Consider the following 21992-nt stretch of genomic DNA (forward strand, 5'->3'; position numbering starts at 1 on the left):
GCGCGCACGCCAGTGACAACATCATCACCTGCTGTACCGTGGTAGATATCATAACCATCAACATCAAACTCAATGCTGCTGAGCCGGACACCATCAGCAAACTCATAGCGCTCGATATGCGCATCAGCACTCCAGTTCTTTATGGTCAGAACGTCGCTAATCTCACCTAACGGCTGATCTGGCTTGCCCGGATCAATCAGATAAAACTTTAAGTCACCATCGGCGACAATTATCTTTAGATTTGAGAGTGTGATGCCGTCTGCAAAGCGGATGGTGTCGGTGCCGGAGGTTTCTATGAGTGTATCTTTACCAAAACCGCGCTCGAACACATAAGTGTCATTGCCTTCGCCACCATCCAGGATATCGTCCCCATCACGGCCAAGGAGCAGGTCATTCCCAGTTCCACCAAGGAGCCAGTGATTGCCCGGCGTATCATCAATAATATCCGCAGCATCAGAACCTAGAACAAGAGGCGCTTCTGGTAACCCACCAAAGTTAAATACTTCGATATCAACATAGTTTAGCCCATTCGCTTCAGCAGCTTGCAAACGGTAATCCCCGGGGCCGCCATCGTTATAAGCATAGAAATCAAAGTCGAAATACCCAGAGTTCGGCGCGGTGAATGTGCCATTGGTGTGATATTCATAACTGTTATCAGACAGGACGATGGTGTCTCCAATTTTAAACAACATGCCATCATCCACATCTTCGCGGAACTTGTAAGTTCTCCCAGCTTCCAGATAAAGCTTTCCCTTAAAATGATGAATATCGTAAGCAGGCAGACCGCTCCTTAAGGATGTGACCTGTGTGACTGAAGACGCACTCTGATCATCGATCCAATCTTCAAACTGATGACTTGGAAGGTGCTTTGGTGCCCCGTTATATATCGTGCGAGTAACATTTACTGCAGCTATTCTCGCTTCAACACCCGCATATGAGCTCATATTTAGCTCAAACCCATCTGCAAACCTGAGCGCATCAACGCGTTTGGAGGATGAGTTCCAGTTCTGGATACGGATAGAGCCTTCCAAGTCAGCCAACGGCGTGTCGGGATTGTCTTTATCGAGCACATAGACAACCATGTCGTTGCCCTCGCGGCGCAGTGTCACCTCATCCAGTATCAGGTCCGACAGGAACAGCATGTCCATGTCACCGGAGCTGTCAGAGATGGTGTCTTTGCCGTCGCCGCGCTGGTAGGTGTAAACGTCATTGTCAGAGCCGCCCTCTAGTCGGTCTGAACCCTGGCCTCCGGTCAGAACATCCGTGCTGTCACCACCCTTGAGTGTGTCGTTGCCTTGACCACCAGAGAGAATATCAATGCCATCTCCACCTTCCAGCGTGTCATTGCCATCGCGGCCCTGCAGAACGTCATTGCCATTGCCACCGCGCAAGGTGTCATTTCCAGCATGACCTTCAATCCAGTCGCGCAGGGAAGAGCCTGTGACTGTCTGAGTACCTGTTGCCTGTAGCAAGCTACCTTTCAGGTCTGTCAGCGAGAACGTCACTCCAGAGGCAAAGGTCAAAGCCTCTACAGCCTTGTTTGTGTCTCTCCAGTTCCTAATGCGAATGGTATCAGTGACATCAGCCAGTGGGGTCGCATGACTGTCCTGCGGCAGCACATAGATCACCAGATCATTACCGTCTTTGACAAGGCTGAGGTCTTCAAGATCGATATCTAAGCCGAACGATATTGCATCGGCTGTACCGGAAGTGTCCTCCACAGTGTCGTTCCCGTCTCCCCGATTGAAGAAGTAGGTATCATCACCGGCCCCTCCAAAGAGTGTATCGGTGCCAGAACCACCACTGAGGCGATCATTATCAGCTTCTCCGTGCAGCTCATCATTGCCAGCCGAGCCGTGCAGCTCGTCTTCATCATTACCACCATAAAGCTTGTCGGCTCCTTCCTCGCCTTGAAGGAAGTCCTCACCGTCATGACCACGCAAAATGTCATTGCCTTGACCACCAGAGAGAATATCTCCACCCGAGCCGCCACTGATGTTATCATTCCCTTCATAACCAAAGACAGCAACAGAGACAGATGCACCGGTTGCTGTAATCGTGTCATTGCCCTTGCCAGCATGAAGCTCCTCAATCTGGTGGGATTTCAGATCAAAGGTCAGCGCTGCATCGCCAACATAGTTGGCATTGTCATGTCCATCGCCACCAAGTACGACACTATCGTGCTCATCAAAGAAGAGCAGGTCATCTCCATCTCCACCACGGAGCTGGTCTGCACCCTTATCACCAGAGAGCAGGTCATCCTGATTGCCGCCTGTTAGCGTATCGTTCCCGTCTCCGCCCGTAAGCTGTACGGCGGTATCATAACCGCTGGCGTCCAAGAGGTTGTTACGTGCATCTCCGGTCGCCCCACCCAAAGCTGCAGCTGCTAAATTGACGTCGGTTGACCCGGTGCCATCCAAGACCCGGTACTCGTAGTTTTCGTTGTTCTCAAACTCGATACGGAAGCCCGTATCCGTTTCAACACGGCGCCAGCCTTCAGCCGTGTAGGACAAGGACATGTCTCCAACACCACCTTCGATCACTTCACCATTGCGGGTGTAAGATGCGCGGCCCAGGATCGTATTGTCATAGATAGTGACATCATTGCTCAGGTCAGCATAGTCGGTGCCGTCATCATATTTGAGATTGATCTGTGTGATGCCAAGCTGCTCAAGAGATTTGAGCTCACCCTCATCAGTGATACCATTCTGATTGAGATCCTGCCAGACATGCAACTCGCTCCAGACTTCATCTTGAGCATCGAGTACACCGTCGTTATTTCCGCCGCGGCTTTCCCATTCATCAAAAGTTGCCAGGGCCTGAAGGTCGGTTGCACCATCCCAATCAAGCCACTTACTCAGAACCAACTCCTTGGTCTGGTCGATCTTGCCGTCTCCTTCACCGCGCGTGCCATCGGCATTCAGGTCCATAACAAGAAAGCCGTCGTCCGCCGCAGCCCAGGCCGTTTTCTCAAGGAAGCCATCGGCGTCCATGTCAAAATCTACATCAGCACTGGCATTCACTTCAATACCATCACCATCTAGGTCCAGGATGACTGGTTTGCCACTGTCGCTGTCCTTGCCGTCGTTGGAATCATTGTCGCCAAAGATATCGCCGACAAAGTCGCTGATCCCCTTACCAACCTTACTAATGCCTTCAGCAAATGAGCTGCCGATTTCACGCACGGTCTCAACGGCTGTACGCCCAATCTCACTGAAGGCGTTACCGATCCCTTTGCCAATCTCAGCAATACCACCAAAGATATAACCTTCGCTGAAACGACTTATTCCTTTGCTGATCCCGGTCCCAATAGCGCCAACAGCACGGGCAGCGCCATCCAGGATCTCACCTGCAACGTGGAACGGGCTGGTGACAATATCGCCGATGCCATCACCAAGAGTACCAAGTTTGTCGAAGAACACGTCATCAATAGTGTTGCCAACCTGACCCAAAACACCAGAGTCGTTGTGAACGCGAACCCCGCCTGCAATATAGGTATGCAGGCCTTCAACTTCGAAGTTATAGGTTTTCCAACCTTCTGGTACGTCTTCGTTTAAAACGCATTTTCCATCAACAAAAACGGAGCGATTGGAACTGCGCTCAAACAGATCAGCGGTCTTATCATCAAAGCGGAGAAGTTCAGCAGTGACTTCAATTATCTCACCGGTTTGATCAACTACCCGAGCAGTGCCATTGCCAGCTTCTACTAGTTCACCAATCTTGGTAAAAGAGCCTGTTTCATCAAGGAACGCATGACCTGGTGTCACAATCAGAGGTTCACGTTCATCGTCAAATGAAAGGCGCAACAACTCCTGAGTGGCGTTTTGGTAGAGTTTGACGATTTTGCCAGCCTGCAAGGAACCGCGACCGGCATTAACGCTGTCATCAAAACTGGAGACTGAATGTGAAGTGGTAAGTGCTTCAATCGAAGTGGTGGAACCATCTGAGAGAGTGACAGCTGTACCCGAGACAAAGCATCTAGACTCAGTTAAGTCGGCGATTGCGCCATCTTTGATGGCTTGATTGATGACACGGTCAACTTCAAACAGGCCAAAAAGGTTATCGTGTAAAGTAGCTACCATTGCAGTAAAAGAATTTTGTCCGAATGTACCTACATTTCGAGCAGACGCTGGTAGATCTAAATCTGCATAGAAACCGCCACTTTTCCGAGCTGAAATATCTGTCGTTACTGCTGCACCTAAAGTGCCGTTGATGTCGAGTGAAGTATCTATTCTACCAAATTTTGCAGTTAACTCGGCATTACCGGGTGAGACAGCAACGCCCACTCCCCGGTTTGCAAAACCAACCCCCAACTCTCCTTTTATTGTTACTTTTTTTTCTCCCTCAGTCGGGATCTTAGTCTCAATCACCTGCCCGACAGTGACATTGGCGATTTTACCTCTGAAGGAGTAGTTATTACTTACACTGACCTTACTCGTCTCGACTATGCCCACTTCGAGAACTTTCTCGTACGCAGAGTAGTTTACCGTAGTTGGACTAAAGCTAGAAAAAGTTGGGTCGTATGAGTTGTTAGCCCTGCGTAAAACGTCATTCATTTGCACTTGCCTCTAAATAATGCTCAACGATTTTTTTTGTAATTTCTTTAATTGTAGAGGTATCTGAACTGAGTGGAGCAATCCCTTCGAACTTTAGCAAAGCAAGCGCAGCGCATTTATAATCTGCTGGTTGAATGGTCTTTTCTGTACCATTAACCGCTAGAATTGCATCCTCGGCATCAGAAATGTTTACTTCCAAGATCAAGCAACGATCTTTGGTGTCTAAATATTCATTAAAAGGTTGCGGATCAGGTATTTTAAGAACGTCCGCGATTAATTTTGTGTTTAGGCCTCTCTCGTTGACGTAGTTACTTCCAGATAGAAATATGAAATTAATTCCACTATTGTCCGCTTCAGTACCATCTAGAGTAAGCACGTCACGAAGGTAAATCAGGGAGTCGACATAATTTTCTAACTCTGGATCTTCGATATCCCAAAATGCTCTGATTTCTTCTGCTTGAGTGAGACTACTGAAGGTGAACAAGCCTGCCAGTAAACCAGCTCTGCAAAACTTGGCGAAGAAGCGCTGAAGCCTTTGCGCAACATCAATCACATGCATGGTTTTATTTTTTTTGATCCGATGTTTCTTAGATGGATCTCGCATAGCTTCCTCCTATGAACTTGAAGCCTGCTTTTTTAGTAAGTTTGTGCAACCTGGACAGCTCCAAATCTGACGTGGCATGCAGCAAGAGCTCACGTGCGTGCCGGGCCTTTGCCCACTGTGTTGCTCCGCGCAAAAGGCCGAGCGCGGCACGCCCACCGCTAAGTGAGGATCGCACAGTTTTAAGCACATTGATGTTGTGAATGGTGGCAAGGAGTACTCCCTCACCGATGTGATACTCACCAACACTGCAGTAGAGCAGGCCAACCGGTTGCTCTGCCTTTAGCGCTAACATCACTGCATGTCTTGTAGGATCTTTGATCGCATTCTCAGCAATCTTCTGCGTTTTCTTTTCTGAAAACGGAATGTAGCCAAGCCGACTTTCTTCATGCGCCTGCCGCGCTAACTCTATAACAGCAGGAATATCCTGCTTACTTCCCACCAACCGAAAGGTGTAAGCCGAGCTACTTCTTGATCGCTCTGACCCTTTTCCATCCCGTTCTACTGCCTCAGCATCCGCATCCATTTTGCTCTTGTCCCCGCATCTTATTTTGATTTGCAAAGAACATATATGAGAGCGACAAAACCCAAAACCGAAAACTGTTCAACCACGCCTTGCCTTAGCAACAAATAACTCATCTACAAACCTTATGCTTTGCGGTTCTCATAAAGGCTTGATCATGGACTGCATGAAGTGATTTCAGTTATTGACCCCATCAGCTTTATAATCTCCTTTGAGAGGCACCTGAAAGCTAATCAACATGACGTTTTCATAACTTATTTTGAGCAGCAAATACGACTGTTTCCGCTACAAGCTGTCCACTACAGCACAAACCCTCAGTTTTGGTGGATGCTTTCATTCTTTAGATAGACAACTGGAATCATTGTGTGATTCATCAAAGGGATGCTTAATCCCTCTCTTCCCTGCGGAAAATGGGAGGACGTTCTGTCCTCGCTGCCCTCTCACCTCGACCTGAACCAAACAGCATTCAAATGTGGTGCCCTGCGCCGCCGGCGGCAGGTATCAGATAGTACAGACCTGCTGCGTCTGGCGCTGGCTTATGGTCCGTGTGGCATGTCGCTGCGCAGCACCTCCGCGTGGGCTTCCATGAGTGGGCTGGGGGAGTTATCGGATGTTGCCGTTCTGAAGCGACTGAAAGGAGCTCATGAGTGGCTCGGGGTGATCGTTGCCGAGCTGTTGTCAGAGGCCGGAGGGCAGAGCTTCCCAAATGGGCACCGTCTGCGGCTTGTTGACGGAACATGTATTGCCGGTCCGGCAAGCAAAGGAACAGACTGGCGGATACACGCCAGCTATGACCCTGCTGCCGGCTGCTTTACACATTTGGAGATCACTGATGTTCATGGTGCTGAGAGCCTGACCCGCGGGCCTGCCTTGCCGGGAGACATTCACATAGCTGACCGTGGATATGCCCAGGCCAAAGGATTGCATCGCATATTAGAAGATGGCAGCGACTTTATTGTCCGCACCGGTTGGCGCAAAGTTCGGCTGCGTCATATGAATGACACCCAATTTGATCTGTTTGCCATGTTGCCGGAAGCTGACTATGACAGACCGGTGGGTTATCCGGTTGACATCAAGGGTAGCACAAAAGAAACAGATGTTCCCGCTCGCCTGATCATCCTGCGCAAACCACCGCAAGCCACCGAGCAGGAAAGAAAACGCCTTCGGCGCACGGCCAGCAAAAAGGGCAGCAAACTCAATCCGGCCTCACTCGTTGCCGCGGAATACATGCTGTTGCTTACTTCATTGCCAGCTGAGGAGTTTGACGCCAACAGCATTGCCGAGCTCTACCGGATACGCTGGCAGATCGAACTCGCCTTTAAACGACTGAAAAGTCTCATTCATATAGACAGACTACCAGCAAAAGACCCCGCCCTGGCAAGAAGCTGGTTATTATCTCATCTGATCCTTGCCTTGCTGATTGAGCGTCAAAGTGAGGAATGCCTGTCACACGTGCCTCCTGACCAAAACCGGCAGGAGCGCACACCGTCTTTATGGCGAATAAACAAGTTGCTGCTCCAGGCTCTGCTCTCCGCCATACAGGGGATATGGGATACGAGTGGGATTACCGGAAAAGCAAGAAGCTTCTGGCGCGCTATGTGCGAGCCGCCAAGAAAGAGAAAAGTTCAACGAATTCCAAAATATAACCTCTTAAGTTAGCGCCTATGGGGCTGTGCCCCCGTTCACCCCCAAAGGGTCGGAGAATGGAATTGGTGCAGGATAAGACAATCAAGTTTCGTGTTACCTCTCACGAAAAAGAGCTGCTGCAGCGAGCCGCGGAAAGGCGTGGCAAATCTGCCTCACACATCCTCAGGCGTGCGATCAAAAGTGTAGCGGCGCAAAAGGACTATGGCAGTGATTTTCGCGCAAACGTGGTTGAACTCCGCCGCAGCATGAATGCAATGCTTGCCAAAGGCGATGAACTCACCCCGCAAGACATTGCCGCTACCCGACAAGTCGTTCAACAAGTCCTCGCGAACTTCCCATGATCATCAAAGCCCAGCGCGTCTCAACGAAGCGTGGTGTGAGGGGGCTTATTCATCACCTTTGGCACGGGGAGGAGAACGAAGAAGTCTCTTTCCTCCAAGGCTCTCGTGATGATGTTCTAGATATGCACTGCGATGCAAAGCAAGTGGCCTCTCAATACTGCGTTCGGCATTGGGTAATTGCGCCGCGTGAAGAAACCTCAGAAAACCAGTTCCATTGGCTCTTGCACCAGCTTGCAAGGGAGTTTTGTTTCTCACCATCTGCTGCCGTTGTCGTTAAACACGGGAAGCCAAGAGCTGTCACAAGTGCTTTCGATGAGCATTGGCATGTCTTGGTCTCTGAAGTTGATCCTGTATCCGGTAAAATCCTCCCAACTTCATGGGACTACGTGCAGCACGAACTTCTGGCACGCTGGGCAGAAGTTGAATTCGGTCATGAGGTTGTACCCGGCAAACATCTGAAAGCTGTAATCAAAGGACTTGCAGAGCGCGGCCTGAACGATGTTGCAAATAAGCTCAAGACTTTGACCAAAAGCCAGCAAACCACAGACCTTGAGGCCTTTAGCACCCAGCAGCATCAAGAAAAGAAGCGCAAAGGAATTGATCTGCCACAGGTCCGTGCACGCCTGAAATCAATCTGGGAAGAGTGTACCAACACCGATCAACTTCAGCAGGCACTTGCGAGCGTAGGCTTGAAGGTAGCGCTGGGTGCTAAGAAAAACACTTGGATAGTAGAGACAGAAGCAGGGGAGCTAGTAGGTTCTCTTTCTCGGCTTTTAGGTCAGCGTATCTCCGCTATCCGCGAATTTATGGAACGTGAAAATGAGCCAGAACCAACAGTTGACCCCAGAAATGGTCTTCAACGGAATGAGAGCGCTGCGAGGCGCACTAGCTGCACAGCAGATGCAACCAGAACAGAGCCAAGCTATCAACCAAGAAGCGAACCGAGTGATGGCAGAGTTCGTCAAGACCCAGCTAAAGCTAGTGGAAGGAATGCAAATGGTCAGAGCAGAGCTGGAACTGGTTCACACCGAACTCAAGCAGCTCAGATCAAGCTAGACCCCTCAGCTACGAACCATATCGCAGGCGCTTTAGTGATGCTTGAGGAGGAGCTTACAGCCCTACATGTAGAAGCTAATACTATTGCTCTCAGTGCCTACCAGCGTGTTTCTCAACATCTGTGCCGTTTGGGAGGGGAAGAGACACTGATTTCTAAGATGAATTACGTCTCTCCTGTATACCCGCAAGAATTGCTACAAGCCAACGATGAGCAGTTAACGCTTGAGGCTCAAGTTGGCGTTATAGATGAGAAAGTTGAACAGGTTAAAGCTGAAATACAACAGTTGCCGACACCGCGATGGTGGTGGATTTTCACCAGTAAGCACGAAGAACTGGAAAGGAAGCGAGAAATACTCGAAATGAACCTCCAGAAGCGTATTGTAGAAAGAAGTAGTGTTAAGAGTTCCCTACAAAAAGCAGCGCTTGAACTCTGTAACTTGGAGCAAGACTTTGACTTGCAAGTGAGTAATGAGCGGCAGGAGTTCAATCGCCGTAAGTGCTTAGCGCAAGAAAGGATTCCGGTCCTCAGAGCGGCCCTACGATGCTTAGAGAGTGATCTCTCACAAGCCCACGCTGGGCCCGACTTTTTGCTGCGAAAAGGAAGAGAACGATTGGAAAACGAAAAGACGCGGCAAATGCAGTTAGAAGTAGAGCGCACAATTGCCTTGGATGAGGTGGCTCCTTCTTTCTCATAGCTATATGCATTACAGAATCCAGAAGGTTTAGTCTCGATAGGCGACATAGACAAAACGCCCAAACTCGAATTCCTCCATTCGACCACCGAATGTGCCCTTAACAGTTTCAGCAAGCTCTGCTTCCGTCATATCAATAGGGTACAGCCCCTCAATGCGAGTGCCCCCGGGTATTTGCTTTTTCCTTTCTATCTGGATTTCTTCAACTTGATTTGTCGATTTCTCGTAGACTGAATATTTGGGCATCTTTGTCTCCGTCAGCAATAGTCATCAATGCACTCACCGTACTCGTGTTCCAAATTGCAAAGCTCAGCTAAATGTTTTGCAGCACCAATGTATTCGAAAAATGTTCCTTCGGATCTGTGGTAGAAAAAGCCATCGGATACAGAGATGTGTGTCACGGCCCATTTTTTAACTGCTTCCTCTGATCGCGTGAGAACCACAAGTTCGGCATCAGCGGTCGTGGCATATTCAACCACACGTGACTGACCGTATTGGTTCTCACAAAACACTTCGCCATTCGTCAGCTGCTCTTCATATTTCTTTATCGCGTCCTCTGTGACGTTGCTGGGGCAACATAAGAATGCCGTTGGTGTTTTCCAGTTCACTTGCACTACAGACGGTGTGAGAGACTCGAATTCTTGTTGTGCTTGCTCTAGAGCTTCTGAAATCTCAGAGCTTTGATGCGCAAAAAGCCATTCGTCTAAAGCTCCACCTTTAGGAACAGACCCGCTCTTGGCCCAGTTTTGGAAGCGTTCCTTGGTGAGTAGAGCCTCTTCTTTAGAAACAGTCCTCATCCAACCTATATCTTGGAACTGGGTGCCGCCTTTGAAGCAAGAAGGATCAGCAATGAATGCTTCTATAGAACCGTAAGCAAGTTCAATTCGTCTGGCCGATATTGGGTTAAGTAAGACGTTCTCAAGGCGAGTTACCCAGCGCAAGTTTTCGGGTCGATTATTGGCTCTATTGGTATCGATGTGATCGACCACATGGTTTTTAGTAGGAGGTGCTCCGTGAAAAGCACAGCAGACAATGCGGTGAACGGGTACCCCGGCTAGGAGGACATAGCCGGTCGTTTCAGACTGTTTTCCGAAAGACCATTTGTTATCCAGAGGACGAACCCTGTTTTGAAGTTTGTTGTGCCGAAAGACAGCACCGTTGTCTCTTACGTTGTATCTTTCATTCTTGTACTCAACATCAAGTACTCGATCAAACGTATCTAGCAGAACGGAATTATCAGCTTTGTTTGTATCAATCGGCATGCTTTACATCTCCCAATTGTAACTGATTATCTTCTCGCCAAGATCATTCTTGGCTTCGTCACGGCCAAGACGGTATGAGATCCACTTTGCGAACGAAGCGTTGAACCAATCTGGACGTCTGTAGTGCGGAGGTAGTGTTGCAAGACAAAGAAGATTTGCATCAGAAAAATGCAGCGGTTTATCGTCAACAAGAGTGCGGGCAACATGGCGCATAGCTTCAGCAAGTGCTGCAGCTTTCTCACTGCTCCCCAGTTTTGCTAGCTCCAAAGCAGAAATTAAGTGTGAGGCCAGAGCGCGGGTATCGTTGGTCGCCTCTTCCAACTCAATCCTGCGTTTTCTGGCGTTTGAACCTTTCGGAAACTTGCCCATTTCATTGCGTCCGTCGAATACATCGACTGAAAGGGCATTGTCTGGTTCAACGAGGTCAAAGAAAATCCGCTCGATGTGCTCATAGGCATGAACGAGATCTTCATCTGTCCAACCTGACGGCAAGTTCTCTAGGTTTTTAAGCTGGCTCAACTTGGTTTTTTCATTGTCTCCAAGAGAAAAGATAGCAAGTTGGGCTTCTGAAATGCGCCTGTTTACGTGCTTCTTGAGATCTTCCTTTTTTCGGAATCGGGCTTGCTTTTCGGCATTACTAATAGGTGGCATAAGGCTCTCCATAACTTTTGCATGTAGTTACGTAACCAAAAATCTAATTTCAGGTCAACCTTGAATTCTGAGGAGAGAAAACGAAGAGCGTGATGACATCTTAAGGAGAGGAAGCAATACATTTCTAACTATACTGCCCGCCTGCTTTCGATATTTGGGTCTCCAGCAGGCTACCTCCTGCGAGCTGTTTCTGTTTTTGCTCTAGCTGCTGAAATTCATTTTTTGTGTTGTACAATGTACCCACATAGGTGTAGTACATGAATTGTTTCCAAGTTGAAGCGCGATTAATTTCAATGGCTTACAGACGTGCAGAGAGACGGCTGAGAATCCTACCACCCCAGCCATTTTCTCCTGAAAATTTATTCGACTAGTCTAGAGTTAAGCATCGATTTTATGCGTTCTCTAAAGCCTGTAATGAGCAGTCAGTAACACCGGCTTAAATGCTGTTCTCTGTGCATGCACATTCCAGTTACCAGCCACGCTCCTTCCCAAAATATAACTGTGTCGGTTCTCAAGAAGATTTTACATCATGTAACATGCTGTTTTAATTGAGATAATGCCTCTTCATTGCCTGACGACCTTAGCTTACCCAAATTCCTTGAGGGTGCTTTGATCGCTGAGACCATTCTGCAACCGGCTTAACCAGAAGCTTCACCGTGTCTGAGCAGGTAGATACCTGCCCAGATGAACCAGAGAATGAAGCCAAGGCCGAAGATGATACCGCCCAGATCGCTCATGCCTGGAATGACTGTGGCAATCCCTGCCAGACCGATGATAATGCCAAGCCAGCCAAGTCCCTTGGAAAGACTGGAGCCACGCAGGCCAGCCCAGCACAGCAGCAACACCCACAGGCCACCGGTGATCTCGTTGCCCCCGCCAATACCTTCCTGCACGCTGCTCAGGGTTGCCCACATCACCAGTGCTTCGTCATGGTCCAGTGCGTAAAGGGTTGAAACTTCCGCCAGAGAAATGTTGGCCAGCATGCCACTGGCCAAAATCAGACCCGCCCAGATCAACCCGAAAGCAGCGGCAACCTGAGAGAGCCCCGGCGTTGCAGCTTTCAGCCGGTCATGCAGCGCAATCACCAACACCACCAGAAACACTGCATTGACGATGTAGATGATGAAATTCCAGAGGTACATAAGGCTCTGATTGGACACGATGAATGCCAGCAGGTTCGCATCACTGCCGTCTTCGCCAAAGCCGGCATCCGCGAGCAAAGTGGTTAAAAGAGCAAAGCCAATAATGTATGTGGCCGCTTCAAGAAGAGAGGCTATTCCTCCAGCTTTTTGAAGGTTCATGGCAGGATTCCCTCTTAATATTCATAATTGAACTCAGGCAGAACATGGGATGCTCTGAGCAACAAAGAAATGTAAAGTGCAGAAAGCCGCAGCGTAAACTTACAAATTGCGTTAAACAAGAGGCGTATACCCAGACTTGCAAAAAACTATAGTATTCGCAGCTTGAAAGTTTGTGTTGAAGCAGCCGACCATAATTCGTCACCACGACGCTCCCAGACCAATAATAAGAGACGAGTGAACAGTGCGTGATCGCCAGAAGAAAAACGGGCGATGAGACGGTAGCAGCCAGATTGCTTTTGAGGGAAAGCACTCTGATTTGAGGGGGAGACCGAATGAACCTGGCAGAATGGCTGGCCCGTACAGCCAGAATAACACCCGACGCACCTGCGCTCTTTCACGGAACGCAGCTTGTGGCAACCTACGGTCAGTTTGGCGCGCGCTCCGCTGCCATCGCCGGTGCTCTGCAAAATGACTATGGTGTTTCCAAGGGCGACCGTGTTGCCATCTTCATGAAAAACCGCACAGAGTATCTGGAAGCCAGCTATGGCATCTGGTGGTCTGGCGCCGCTGCGATTCCGATCAATGCCAAGCTGCACCCGAAAGAAGCCGCATGGATTATTGAGAATGCTGAGGCCACCACCGTCTTCATCTCTGATGATGTGGGTGAGGATCTGATCAGGGAAATCGACCAGTCCAAAACCAAGGTTATCTCGGTAGATCAGGACAGCTACAAACAGATGCTCACCGCAGAGCCTTTGGCGCAGCCTGTGCCCATTGACGCGCAGGATATGGTCTGGTTGTTTTACACCTCCGGCACCACAGGCCGCCCTAAAGGGGTGATGATGTCCTCGCAAAACATCCAGAGCATGATGCTCGGGTATTATGCAGGCATTGGCACACCAACGCACGAAGACGCCACGCTTTACGCAGCTCCCATGTCCCACGGTGCAGGCATTTACAGTTTCATGCACGTTGTGGCCGGTGGTCGCCACGTTTGTCCGGTCTCTGGCGGGTTTGACGCTGCAGAGATTTTGGAAATCGCCCCACAGATCGGCAGGATCGCCATGTTTGCGGCACCCACAATGGTGCACAGGCTGGTGGAAGTGGCCAAAGCCACAGGCGCAACGGGTGAGGGGCTGGACACCATCATCTATGCTGGCGGTCCAATGTACTTCGCTGATATCGTTGAAGCCGTTGATGTTCTCGGCCCACGCTTCGCACAGATCTACGGACAGGGCGAATGCCCAATGGGCATCACGGTCCTCAGCCGAGAGCAGGTCTGCGACAGAAAACATCCCCGTTGGGAAGAAAGATTGAAATCAGTTGGGGTAGCTCAAGTCGTCTCGAATGTCCGTGTGGTAGGAGAGGACATGAAAGACCTGCCCGTCGGTGAGATTGGCGAGATCGTCGTGTCTGGTTCGGCGGTCATGCTAGGCTACTGGCACAATGAGGAAGCAACCGCTTCCACGATTGTCGATGGTTGGTTGAAAACAGGCGACATGGGTGCGCTGGATGAGGATGGGTTCCTCACCATGCACGACCGCTCGAAGGATATGATTATCTCGGGCGGGTCCAATATCTATCCTCGCGAAGTGGAAGAGATCCTTCTGCTGCATCCGGATGTATCTGAAGTCGCAGTTGTCGGTCGGTTCCATGAGGAATGGGGCGAAGAGGTGGTGGCAATCATCTCGCCAGAGAAGGGAAAGACCGTCGCTTTTGCAGAGCTGGATCAGCTGTGCATTGATAACATCGCGCGTTTCAAGCGTCCAAAGCAGTACGTCGCCATGGATCAGTTGCCCAAGAACAATTACGGCAAGATCCTTAAGCGAGACTTGCGAGAGATGTTGAAAGGCCCGCAGAGAGGTGGATCAGTCTGATGAAGACCTTTGAAATTCGTAGCGCTCGCTCAAAAGATATCCCGCAGATCGGAGAGGTCGGTCTCGCCTCATGGAAACGAGGCATCGGCCCCCACGTGCCACAGGTTGCTCACGACACCATGAGCAAGGCCTCTTTCACCGATTTTGCAAGCGCCTGTCTGGATCAGATTGTGGTGGCGGTCAAAGAAGATCGCGTGCTCGGCTTTGCTGCAACAGAGCATGCCGACAACTTCATCACCGATCTCTGGATTGACCCGGACTATGAGAGCAGCGGACTGGGCACCGCATTGGCAGAAGAAGCCGAACGCCGCATCGCCGCCCGTGGCTACCACACCGCAGAAATCTCGGTGCTCATCCAGAACGAACGCGCTCTGGGCCTCTACCACCACATGAGATACGAGGACGTGCGCGAGGCCACCAAGTTCGACGAAGACCTCAAATGCGAAATCACCTACATCCGCCTCCGCAAACACCTCCCATTCTACGCAGAAGAAATCGCCTGAGGACGCTCCTCAGGCATGCCTTCTTTGCGGGGGAACTCTGAAACACGCCCATCAGATAGGTAACTCAAGCGTGGCCTTCTCTGTTGAGACGACAATGGATGTTCTGAATTTGCGGACATTTTTGTCTGCAAAGAAGAACCTGTGGGTGAAGGCTTCGTAGTCTTCAATGTCTTTGGCCATAACAATCATCATGAAATCCGCATCACCAGCAATACAATAGAAGTGCGTAACTTGCCGATCCTCACGGGCTTTGCGCTTAAAGGCGTCGATCTGATCTAGTCGATCTCGTTCCAGCTCAACAGCAACCACTGCGGTTATTCCCAAACCAACTTTCTTGGGATCAAGAACGGCAACTTCTTTTTGGATTACTCCGGTATCACGTAGAGCTTTCAGCCGACGCTGCACAGATGCTGTCGACGTTCCAGAATGTTCGGACAACTCCTGAATCGAAGTCTTGGCGTTTTCCTGCAAAGCACGAAGCAGAGTTACATCGATAGCGTCCATGATAGAATTGTCCTATAAATGCTAATAATTTGATTTATTCATATCATATTATCGCCAATAAAGCGCTTAATTGCATCACTAGTCGCACCTATGCTCAACCTTATGAAACATGGTGCTATATCAATCCTTCCCCTTGCTGCCGGGGCGGCCCTATACGGCTTCGCATTTGGTCTTTTGGCGGCACAGACCGGCTTCCCGTGGTGGAGTGTCGGCCTTATGAGCGCAGCCGTTCATGCGGGTTCATCACAAATCGTTGCCGTCGAGCAATTTGCCAATGCCTCTACAGTTCTTGGGGCCGCATTTGCAGGTGCTGCCCTCAATTTAAGATACATCGGGATCGTCGCCTCCCTGTCTGATGTTCTTGCAGGCTTATCTTTGCGGGCAAAGCTGGTCGCAATTCATATAACCGGAGATGAGAACTGGGCGCTCACGATGTCGGAGCGGGCGAAATCCAAAGACATCGGAGCCTCATTCCTGATCGGATCAGGCCTGGTCATGATCTGCGTATGGACGGTCTCCACTGCATCCGGTGCTTTGGTTGGGACGGTCCTGCCTGACCTTGAAAGGTTCGGACTCGGCTTTGCCTTCACAGCAGCCTTTATCGCAATGGCAAGGGGATTATGGCAGGGACGATCAAGTATCCTGCCATGGGCGGTCGCGTTTGGATTAGCAATCGCGATGGTTTACCTGGGGCTTCCCAAAGCCTATGCAATTGTCGCCAGTGCCCTCTGTGGGCTAATTGCGTCGCATATGATCCGCCAAATCAGGAGCGCTTCACAATGACCAGCTCTCATTGGCTTATCATTCTCACACTGGCCGTGGCTGCCCTTTCCATCCGGATAATCGGACTTTTTGCTGGGAGCAAAGTTAGAGCGTCAAAGCACTCCTGGGTGCTGGAGGAGCTGCCCGGCCTGATTGTCGTCAGCCTCATTGCGACGTCCCTTTCCGGGCAATCTGTGCAAATGTGGGTGGCAGCTGCAGTCGCTTTGGCCGTAGCAATCACAACAAACCACGTCATAGCAACGATGTGTCTCGGTGTCGTCGCATTTGCAGGTTTATCGCTGATTACGGGTTAGCGGTGGCGTCCCCACTCCAGCCGTAAAAGCAACTACATGGACAGTTACCGCAGTCGCTCACCATCAGGCTTGAACAGCAAGGCCCGTGAAGTGGGCAGCGTTAGTCGTAGCGTCTCTGAACCCTGCTCAAGGCGGTTGCCGCGGCTTTCTGCGATGACCTGAACGCCGTCCGGCAACGTGCAGTAGGCGTAGCTGGTTTCACCGAGGTTCTCGACCAGCGTCACGCTCACATCGGCGCCAACACCGTCCCCGCCTGAGCCAACCACAAAGTGTTCCGGGCGAATGCCAACGCTCACCATTGCGCCCTCCACCACGGAGGAGGTGATCCCCGGCACGACCAGCGTCTGCCCCTCAAAACCGGATACGGAAATCTCCAGCCCTGCATCGGTTGAACGCACAGCCTTACCACTCAGGAAGTTCATCTTCGGAGAGCCGATAAAGCCTGCCACGAACTGGTTCGCCGGATTATCGTAAAGCTCCAGCGGCTTGCCCACCTGCCGGATGTAACCACCTTCCAGCACCACAATCTTGTCAGCCAGTGTCATGGCTTCCACCTGATCGTGGGTCACGTAGATCATCGTGGCCGCCACGTCCTTGTGCAGTTTGGCAAGCTCAATGCGCATTTGCACACGCAGCTCTGCATCAAGGTTGGAAAGCGGTTCGTCAAACAGGAACACCTTCGGGTTGCGCACAATCGCCCGGCCAATCGCCACGCGCTGCCGTTGGCCACCGGAAAGCGCTTTGGGGTGACGGTCCAGATACTCTTCCAGTTTCAGAATACGCGCCGCTTCATCCACCTGCCGCTTGATCTCGGCTTTGGGGTGTCCGGTCATCTTCAGGCCAAAGCCCATGTTCTCCGCAACGGTCATGTGCGGGTAGAGCGCGTAGCTCTGGAACACCATGGCAATACCGCGTTGGGAGGGATCGATGTCTGTCACATCTTCATCCGCAATGTGGATGGTCCCGCTGTTGCTGGTCTCCAATCCGGCGATGGTTCGCAGCAAGGTGGATTTTCCGCAGCCAGAGGGTCCAACGAAAACAACAAACTCGCCCTCCTCAATGTCCAGGTCCACACCGTGGATCACCTGCGTGTCGCCATAACTTTTCTTTAGATCGCGCAACACAACTGCGGTCATCTGTTCCCCTCCCGAAAATTATCTTCAATATCTGAGCAAGGGCCTCCCAAAGCCCCGCAAATCAAACACCCAATGCAATCTGAGCGTTCTCTGAAATCTCATTGGTCGCCGCCTTCATGGCTGGCAAATAGGTTTCGACCATGGTGTCGAGCGAGGTCACATAGGTCGTGCTGGTCACGGAAAGTGCGCCAATCGGCTCCCCGCGCTTGTTCAGAATCGGCAAGGCCACACAAATGATGGTGCCTTCATGCTCCTCATCGTCATAGGCATGTCCGCGCGTGCGAATACGAGCCAGCTCATCACGCAGCATTGTCTCGTTCACCAGCGTCTTATCGGTATGGCGCTGGAATGATTGCGCCTTGATCGCCTCAGCAAGCCGTGCCTCAGGAAGAGCAGAGAGCATCGCTTTGCCAACACCCGTGCAGTAGGCCGGACCAATCTTGCCGGGGCTGGAGAACATGGAAACGCTGCGCGGCGGCAGGCGCTTGTCCACGTAAAGCACCTGATTGTTGTCCAGCACAGCCAGATGAATGGTCTCAGGAATCTGCGTGCTCAGCATGTCCAGCGTATCCCGCGCCACACTGGCAAGGCTGGCACGGCTCCAGGCAGAATGGGCCAGCCGCAGCACCCGCATGCCAATGCTGTAGGTCTGATGCACCTCGTCATGCACCAGCATGCCTTCCTTCACCAATTGCCGTAGCTGACGGTGCAACGTCGCCCGGCTCAGCGGCAAAGCATTCAAAAGCTCCACAAACCGTGGGGGTGATTCTGCCATTGCAACCGCGTCTAGCACCACCAGTGCCTTGGAAATGGGGCTTGTGAGGTCTTGCTCGGTTTCCTCAGAGATACTCAGGGTTTGTGCGCCCATTTCCTGCTGTTTCCTTACCCGTTCCGGAAATCTGCAATTTTCATACAGATCCCTTCCTAGTTCCTTTGGTTGACAATTATGCACTAGCACGTAACTATTTCAATGGTCAAAACGAAGTTTCATTCAATGGAACTTATTTCTTGGCGATATTGGGAGGTTTAGGTGTTTAATTTTAGCAAAGTAGCTGCGGGCGGTTTCGCTGCAGCATTTATGATTTCAAGTTCCGCATATGCCGCTGGCGATCTGATTATCAATCTCGACCAGACGGATCCGGCTCCAAAAAAAGCATTTGAAGACATCGTGGCTGGCTTCTCCAAGGAGAACCCGGATGTGAACGTCATCGTCAACACGATGCATAAGGAGGGTTATAAAACCTCCATTCGCAACTTCCTCACAGCAGACGCGCCGGACCTGGCAACATGGTACGCGGGCAACCGCATGGCACCCTTCGTCAATGCCGGTCTGTTTGAAGACGTCTCGGATGTCTGGGAGGAAAATGGTCTCAATGAGCAGCTGAAATCAGCCGCCGCATCCATGACCATTGATGGCAAAAAATGGGGTGTGCCCTACACGTACTACCAGTGGGGTATCTACTACCGCAAAGATATCTTCGAAGAGAAGGGCATTGCTGTTCCAACCAGCTGGGACGAACTGGTTGCAGCATCCGCAAAGCTCAAAGCAGCTGGCATTGACCCGTTCACAATCGGCACAAAAGCACTTTGGCCAACAGGCGGCTGGTTTGATTACATGAACCTGCGCGTCAACGGCTACGAGTTCCACATGGACCTCACCGCAGGCAAGGTGCCTTACACTGACCCGCGTGTGAAAGCGACCTTCGACAAGTGGGCCGAGTTGGTCAAGCCAGGCTACTACAACGCAAACCATGCAGCTTTGGACTGGCAGGAAGCTGTGCCAGCACTCGTGCAGGGCAAAGCGGCAATGTACCTGATGGGCAACTTCGCGGTTGATGTGTTCAAGAACGGTGGCTTGAAGGAAGAGCAGATCGGCTTCATGCAGTTCCCGGAAATCACACCGGGCATTCCAATGGCTGAAGATGCACCAACCGACACCATTCACATTCCGGCAAATGCCAAAAACAAGGAGGATGCGAAGAAGTTCCTTGCTTACATGGCGCGTGCAGATGTGCAGACAGCAACAAACGTCACACTCGGTCAGTTGCCAGTAAACTCCGGTGCAGAGCGCCCTGAAGAGCGCATCCTGCAGCAGGGCTTCGACATGCTCTCCAATGCGTATGCGCTGGCGCAGTTCTACGACCGTGATGCTCCGGCAGCAATGGCAAAGGCTGGCATGGAAGGCTTCCAGGAATTCATGGTGAAGCCAGAGCGGGCTGACGCCATTCTGGACCGTCTCGAGAAGATCCGGACCCGTGTCTACAAGTAGTAGATAGGCGGAATTCTTAAGTAGGGTGGCGGAAGATTTCGCCGCCCTATGCTCTAGGAATAAACAGTGCAGAAGCATGATCTTCTGCAGGAGGACATAGATGAGCGAGCAGGCCTTGGCTCCTGTATCTTCCGGAAACTCACCAAAGTTTTCTGGAGGACCTGCCACATCAGGCGCCAGCAAAACCAGATCGTCAAAGTGGATTGCCAACCAGCGCAAACTTGCACCCTGGCTGTTTCTAGCGCCGGGTGTTGTGATGTTTCTGGTCTATGTGATCGCGCCAATCGGCCAGTCACTCTGGATCAGCTTGTATGAGTGGGATGGCATCGGCGTCAAAACCTTCATCGGCATTGCAAACTATATTGAGCTTATAGATGACGAGGCGTTTTACACCGCGCTGTACAACAACGTGTTGTGGCTCGTGCTGTACATGCTGGCGGTGCCTGCCGGACTGCTGATTGCGATTTTCCTCAATCAGACTGTGACGGGCATCCGTATCTATAAGTCTCTGTTTTTCTTCCCGTTTGTCATCAGTCAGATTGTTGTCGGCCTCATCTTCTCGTGGTTTTATGCCCCCAACTTCGGTTTGTTCACCAAGCTGCTGGAGTTTATGGGCGTGGAAGGCATTGCCATCCTTGCTGATGAGCGCTTTGTCACCTATGGCATCATTGTTGCTGGCCTTTGGCCGCAGATCGCATATTGCATGATACTGTACCTGACGGGCCTCAACAACGTCTCGCCAGACCAGATTGAAGCGGCGCGGCTGGATGGGGCAAAAGGCTGGAAGATGCTCTGGTATGTCATCATTCCGCAGCTGCGCCCAGCCACCTTCATCGCAGTTGTCGTCACAATCATCGGCGCGCTACGCTCGTTTGATCTGGTCTCCATCATGACCAGCGGCGGCCCGTATGGGTCCAGTCGTGTGCTCTCCTATTACATGTACGAGCAAGCACTGTCTGAATATGGCTTCCGCATGGGTTACGGCGCCTCCATCGCTGTTGTGCTCTTCGCCATCATGATGGTGTTCATCACGCTCTTCATTGTGCGTATGCTCAAAGATGAGAGGGAGGGCTACTAAGATGTTTCCAACTCCCGTTGCAAATGCATCCGCACCAACCCGTGTCGCCTACAAGGTGGCCCTGCCAATCTCCTTAGTGGTCTGGCTCTTGCCGCTGATCGGCGTCATGGTCACCTCCATCCGCCCGGGCTCAGACCTTGCCATGGGCAACTACTTCGGCGTGCCATCCTCGTTTGAGCTGGGCAACTACCTGACCGTTTTCCAAAACACGCCCATGGGCCTGTTCATCATGAACTCGTTCAAGGTCACCATTCCTACCGTGATTGGTGCCATAGCTTTGTCATGCCTGACCGGATACGCGCTGGCGACCTACAAGTTTAAAACCAATCTCTGGCTGTTCTTCATGTTCGTGGCTGGCAACTTCGTACCCTTCCAGATCCTTATGGTGCCGGTTCGTGATCTCACGCTCAAGATGGGCCTTTACGACACGGTGACAGGTCTGGTGCTCTTCCATGTGGCCTTTCAGACGGGCTTTTGTACGCTCTTCATGCGCAACTTCATCAAGGCACTGCCAAGTGAACTGATCGAAGCCGCCCGCGTGGAAGGCGTCTCGGAAATGCGCATCTTCTGGTTCGTTGTGCTGCCACTCATGCGGCCTGCCATCGCGGCTTTGTCGGTGCTCATCTTCACCTTCATCTGGAATGACTTCTTCTGGGCCACCGTTCTGGTGCAGGGCACGCACGCCATGCCGGTCACAGGTGGCATCATCTCGCTCAACGGTCAGTGGGTTGCTCAATGGCATCTGGTATCAGCCGGGTCCGTCGTTGCAGCCATGCCGCCGGTCATCATGTTCTTCCTCATGCAAAAGCACTTCATTGCAGGGCTAACGCTGGGGGCGACCAAGGGCTGACAGAATACCGGAAGCAGGAATGTCCCAAGCAATCCTGCTTCCAAAAATCCATCAATGCCGAAGGCGCTT

General features: G+C 51.3%; 19 protein-coding genes and 1 pseudogene. 10 read left to right on the forward strand and 10 right to left on the reverse strand.

Annotation, left to right across the window (positions count from 1 at the left end):
- The 3 genes and pseudogenes from PsAD46_RS06620 to PsAD46_RS06630 form a co-directional block, all read right to left on the reverse strand.
- Nucleotides 1-4556 (reverse strand): annotated as a pseudogene (locus PsAD46_RS06620) (hypothetical protein); the annotation flags it as partial.
- Nucleotides 4549-5160, reverse strand: coding sequence for a hypothetical protein (locus PsAD46_RS06625; protein WP_063306434.1), 612 nt, complete (start codon nt 5158-5160; stop codon nt 4549-4551). The gene PsAD46_RS06625 and the pseudogene PsAD46_RS06620, both read right to left, overlap by 8 nt.
- On the reverse strand, nt 5144-5683 hold the full coding sequence (locus PsAD46_RS06630) for a hypothetical protein (protein WP_063306435.1): 540 nt from the start codon (nt 5681-5683) through the stop codon (nt 5144-5146). The genes PsAD46_RS06625 and PsAD46_RS06630 overlap by 17 nt, the downstream gene beginning before the upstream one ends.
- 378 nt (nt 5684-6061) lie before the next feature.
- On the opposite strand from PsAD46_RS06630, the gene PsAD46_RS06635 reads away from it, so the two are divergent.
- From PsAD46_RS06635 to PsAD46_RS06645, 3 genes are all read left to right on the forward strand, one after another.
- Nucleotides 6062-7339, forward strand: coding sequence for an IS4 family transposase (locus PsAD46_RS06635; protein ID WP_063306436.1), 1278 nt, complete (start codon nt 6062-6064; stop codon nt 7337-7339).
- Nucleotides 7340-7383: 44 nt separating this feature from the next.
- Nucleotides 7384-7668: a ribbon-helix-helix protein, CopG family gene (locus PsAD46_RS06640; RefSeq protein WP_063290761.1), complete on the forward strand. Its 285-nt coding sequence runs from the start codon at nt 7384-7386 to the stop codon at nt 7666-7668.
- A 329-nt stretch (nt 7669-7997) separates the two neighbouring features.
- Entirely contained in the window at nt 7998-9419 is a 1422-nt protein-coding gene (locus tag PsAD46_RS06645) for a hypothetical protein (protein WP_153040709.1), read from the forward strand.
- A gap of 27 nt (nt 9420-9446) precedes the next feature.
- Here the strand turns inward: PsAD46_RS06645 and PsAD46_RS06650 are convergent, their stop codons facing one another.
- The 4 genes from PsAD46_RS06650 to PsAD46_RS06665 form a co-directional block, all read right to left on the reverse strand.
- Nucleotides 9447-9662 (reverse strand): hypothetical protein, encoded by a 216-nt coding sequence (locus tag PsAD46_RS06650; protein WP_063290759.1) that lies wholly within the window; start codon nt 9660-9662, stop codon nt 9447-9449.
- 11 nt (nt 9663-9673) lie between these two features.
- Nucleotides 9674-10678 carry an HNH endonuclease signature motif containing protein gene (locus PsAD46_RS06655; RefSeq protein ID WP_063290758.1) on the reverse strand — a complete coding sequence of 335 codons (1005 nt, stop codon included), beginning with the start codon at nt 10676-10678 and terminating at the stop codon, nt 9674-9676.
- Nucleotides 10679-10681: 3 nt separating this feature from the next.
- Nucleotides 10682-11329, reverse strand: a complete 648-nt coding sequence (locus PsAD46_RS06660) for a hypothetical protein (RefSeq protein ID WP_063290757.1) — start codon at nt 11327-11329, stop codon at nt 10682-10684.
- Between the two features lie 638 nt (nt 11330-11967).
- Complete coding sequence (locus tag PsAD46_RS06665) at nt 11968-12630, reverse strand: DUF4386 family protein (protein WP_063306438.1); 663 nt, start codon at nt 12628-12630, stop codon at nt 11968-11970.
- 332 nt (nt 12631-12962) lie between these two features.
- On the opposite strand from PsAD46_RS06665, the gene PsAD46_RS06670 reads away from it, so the two are divergent.
- A complete protein-coding gene (locus PsAD46_RS06670) occupies nt 12963-14507 on the forward strand; it encodes an AMP-binding protein (RefSeq protein WP_063306439.1) in 1545 nt (514 codons plus the stop codon).
- Nucleotides 14507-15010 (forward strand): GNAT family N-acetyltransferase, encoded by a 504-nt coding sequence (locus tag PsAD46_RS06675; RefSeq protein ID WP_063306440.1) that lies wholly within the window; start codon nt 14507-14509, stop codon nt 15008-15010. Before PsAD46_RS06670 ends, PsAD46_RS06675 begins: the two co-directional genes overlap by 1 nt.
- 51 nt (nt 15011-15061) lie before the next feature.
- Here PsAD46_RS06675 and PsAD46_RS06680 read toward each other — a convergent pair whose 3' ends face one another.
- The gene (locus PsAD46_RS06680) at nt 15062-15514 is read right to left on the reverse strand and encodes an Lrp/AsnC family transcriptional regulator (protein ID WP_063286911.1); all 453 of its coding nucleotides are present in this window, start codon (nt 15512-15514) and stop codon (nt 15062-15064) included.
- Between the two features lie 102 nt (nt 15515-15616).
- Here PsAD46_RS06680 and PsAD46_RS06685 point away from each other — a divergent pair, with 102 nt between their 5' ends.
- Nucleotides 15617-16297, forward strand: a complete 681-nt coding sequence (locus PsAD46_RS06685; protein ID WP_063286912.1) for an AzlC family ABC transporter permease — start codon at nt 15617-15619, stop codon at nt 16295-16297.
- Nucleotides 16294-16590, forward strand: coding sequence for an AzlD domain-containing protein (locus PsAD46_RS06690; RefSeq protein WP_063306441.1), 297 nt, complete (start codon nt 16294-16296; stop codon nt 16588-16590). The genes PsAD46_RS06685 and PsAD46_RS06690 overlap by 4 nt, the downstream gene beginning before the upstream one ends.
- A gap of 44 nt (nt 16591-16634) precedes the next feature.
- On the opposite strand, the gene ugpC is transcribed toward PsAD46_RS06690, so the two are convergent.
- The gene (gene ugpC, locus PsAD46_RS06695; RefSeq protein ID WP_063306442.1) at nt 16635-17726 is read right to left on the reverse strand and encodes a sn-glycerol-3-phosphate ABC transporter ATP-binding protein UgpC; all 1092 of its coding nucleotides are present in this window, start codon (nt 17724-17726) and stop codon (nt 16635-16637) included.
- Between the two features lie 61 nt (nt 17727-17787).
- On the reverse strand, nt 17788-18594 hold the full coding sequence (locus PsAD46_RS06700) for an IclR family transcriptional regulator (protein ID WP_063306443.1): 807 nt from the start codon (nt 18592-18594) through the stop codon (nt 17788-17790).
- A 210-nt stretch (nt 18595-18804) separates the two neighbouring features.
- Here PsAD46_RS06700 and PsAD46_RS06705 point away from each other — a divergent pair, with 210 nt between their 5' ends.
- From PsAD46_RS06705 to PsAD46_RS06715, 3 genes are all read left to right on the forward strand, one after another.
- Nucleotides 18805-19995: an extracellular solute-binding protein gene (locus PsAD46_RS06705; protein WP_063286964.1), complete on the forward strand. Its 1191-nt coding sequence runs from the start codon at nt 18805-18807 to the stop codon at nt 19993-19995.
- A gap of 100 nt (nt 19996-20095) precedes the next feature.
- Nucleotides 20096-21073, forward strand: a complete 978-nt coding sequence (locus tag PsAD46_RS06710) for a sugar ABC transporter permease (protein WP_244273180.1) — start codon at nt 20096-20098, stop codon at nt 21071-21073.
- A gap of 1 nt (nt 21074) precedes the next feature.
- A complete protein-coding gene (locus tag PsAD46_RS06715) occupies nt 21075-21923 on the forward strand; it encodes a carbohydrate ABC transporter permease (protein ID WP_063306444.1) in 849 nt (282 codons plus the stop codon).
- The last annotated feature ends 69 nt before the right edge of the window (nt 21924-21992 follow it).

The sequence above is a fragment of the Pseudovibrio sp. Ad46 genome (assembly GCF_001623065.1).
Lineage (GTDB): Bacteria > Pseudomonadota > Alphaproteobacteria > Rhizobiales > Stappiaceae > Pseudovibrio.

Excerpts from the sequence above, each read along its gene's own strand:
- ugpC (WP_063306442.1), bottom strand. The coding sequence starts at position 17,726 with ATGACCGCAGTTGTGTTGCGCGATCTAAAGAAAAGTTATGGCGACACG.
- PsAD46_RS06690 (WP_063306441.1), top strand. The coding sequence starts at position 16,294 with ATGACCAGCTCTCATTGGCTTATCATTCTCACACTGGCCGTGGCTGCC.
- PsAD46_RS06640 (WP_063290761.1), top strand. The coding sequence starts at position 7,384 with ATGGAATTGGTGCAGGATAAGACAATCAAGTTTCGTGTTACCTCTCAC.
- PsAD46_RS06675 (WP_063306440.1), top strand. The coding sequence starts at position 14,507 with ATGAAGACCTTTGAAATTCGTAGCGCTCGCTCAAAAGATATCCCGCAG.
- PsAD46_RS06650 (WP_063290759.1), bottom strand. The coding sequence starts at position 9,662 with ATGCCCAAATATTCAGTCTACGAGAAATCGACAAATCAAGTTGAAGAA.
- PsAD46_RS06715 (WP_063306444.1), top strand. The coding sequence starts at position 21,075 with ATGTTTCCAACTCCCGTTGCAAATGCATCCGCACCAACCCGTGTCGCC.
- PsAD46_RS06630 (WP_063306435.1), bottom strand. The coding sequence starts at position 5,683 with ATGGATGCGGATGCTGAGGCAGTAGAACGGGATGGAAAAGGGTCAGAG.
- PsAD46_RS06685 (WP_063286912.1), top strand. The coding sequence starts at position 15,617 with ATGAAACATGGTGCTATATCAATCCTTCCCCTTGCTGCCGGGGCGGCC.
- PsAD46_RS06625 (WP_063306434.1), bottom strand. The coding sequence starts at position 5,160 with ATGCGAGATCCATCTAAGAAACATCGGATCAAAAAAAATAAAACCATG.
- PsAD46_RS06665 (WP_063306438.1), bottom strand. The coding sequence starts at position 12,630 with ATGAACCTTCAAAAAGCTGGAGGAATAGCCTCTCTTCTTGAAGCGGCC.
- PsAD46_RS06705 (WP_063286964.1), top strand. The coding sequence starts at position 18,805 with ATGATTTCAAGTTCCGCATATGCCGCTGGCGATCTGATTATCAATCTC.
- PsAD46_RS06655 (WP_063290758.1), bottom strand. The coding sequence starts at position 10,678 with ATGCCGATTGATACAAACAAAGCTGATAATTCCGTTCTGCTAGATACG.
- PsAD46_RS06680 (WP_063286911.1), bottom strand. The coding sequence starts at position 15,514 with ATGGACGCTATCGATGTAACTCTGCTTCGTGCTTTGCAGGAAAACGCC.
- PsAD46_RS06700 (WP_063306443.1), bottom strand. The coding sequence starts at position 18,594 with ATGGGCGCACAAACCCTGAGTATCTCTGAGGAAACCGAGCAAGACCTC.
- PsAD46_RS06710 (WP_244273180.1), top strand. The coding sequence starts at position 20,096 with ATGAGCGAGCAGGCCTTGGCTCCTGTATCTTCCGGAAACTCACCAAAG.
- PsAD46_RS06670 (WP_063306439.1), top strand. The coding sequence starts at position 12,963 with ATGAACCTGGCAGAATGGCTGGCCCGTACAGCCAGAATAACACCCGAC.
- PsAD46_RS06635 (WP_063306436.1), top strand. The coding sequence starts at position 6,062 with ATGCTTAATCCCTCTCTTCCCTGCGGAAAATGGGAGGACGTTCTGTCC.
- PsAD46_RS06660 (WP_063290757.1), bottom strand. The coding sequence starts at position 11,329 with ATGCCACCTATTAGTAATGCCGAAAAGCAAGCCCGATTCCGAAAAAAG.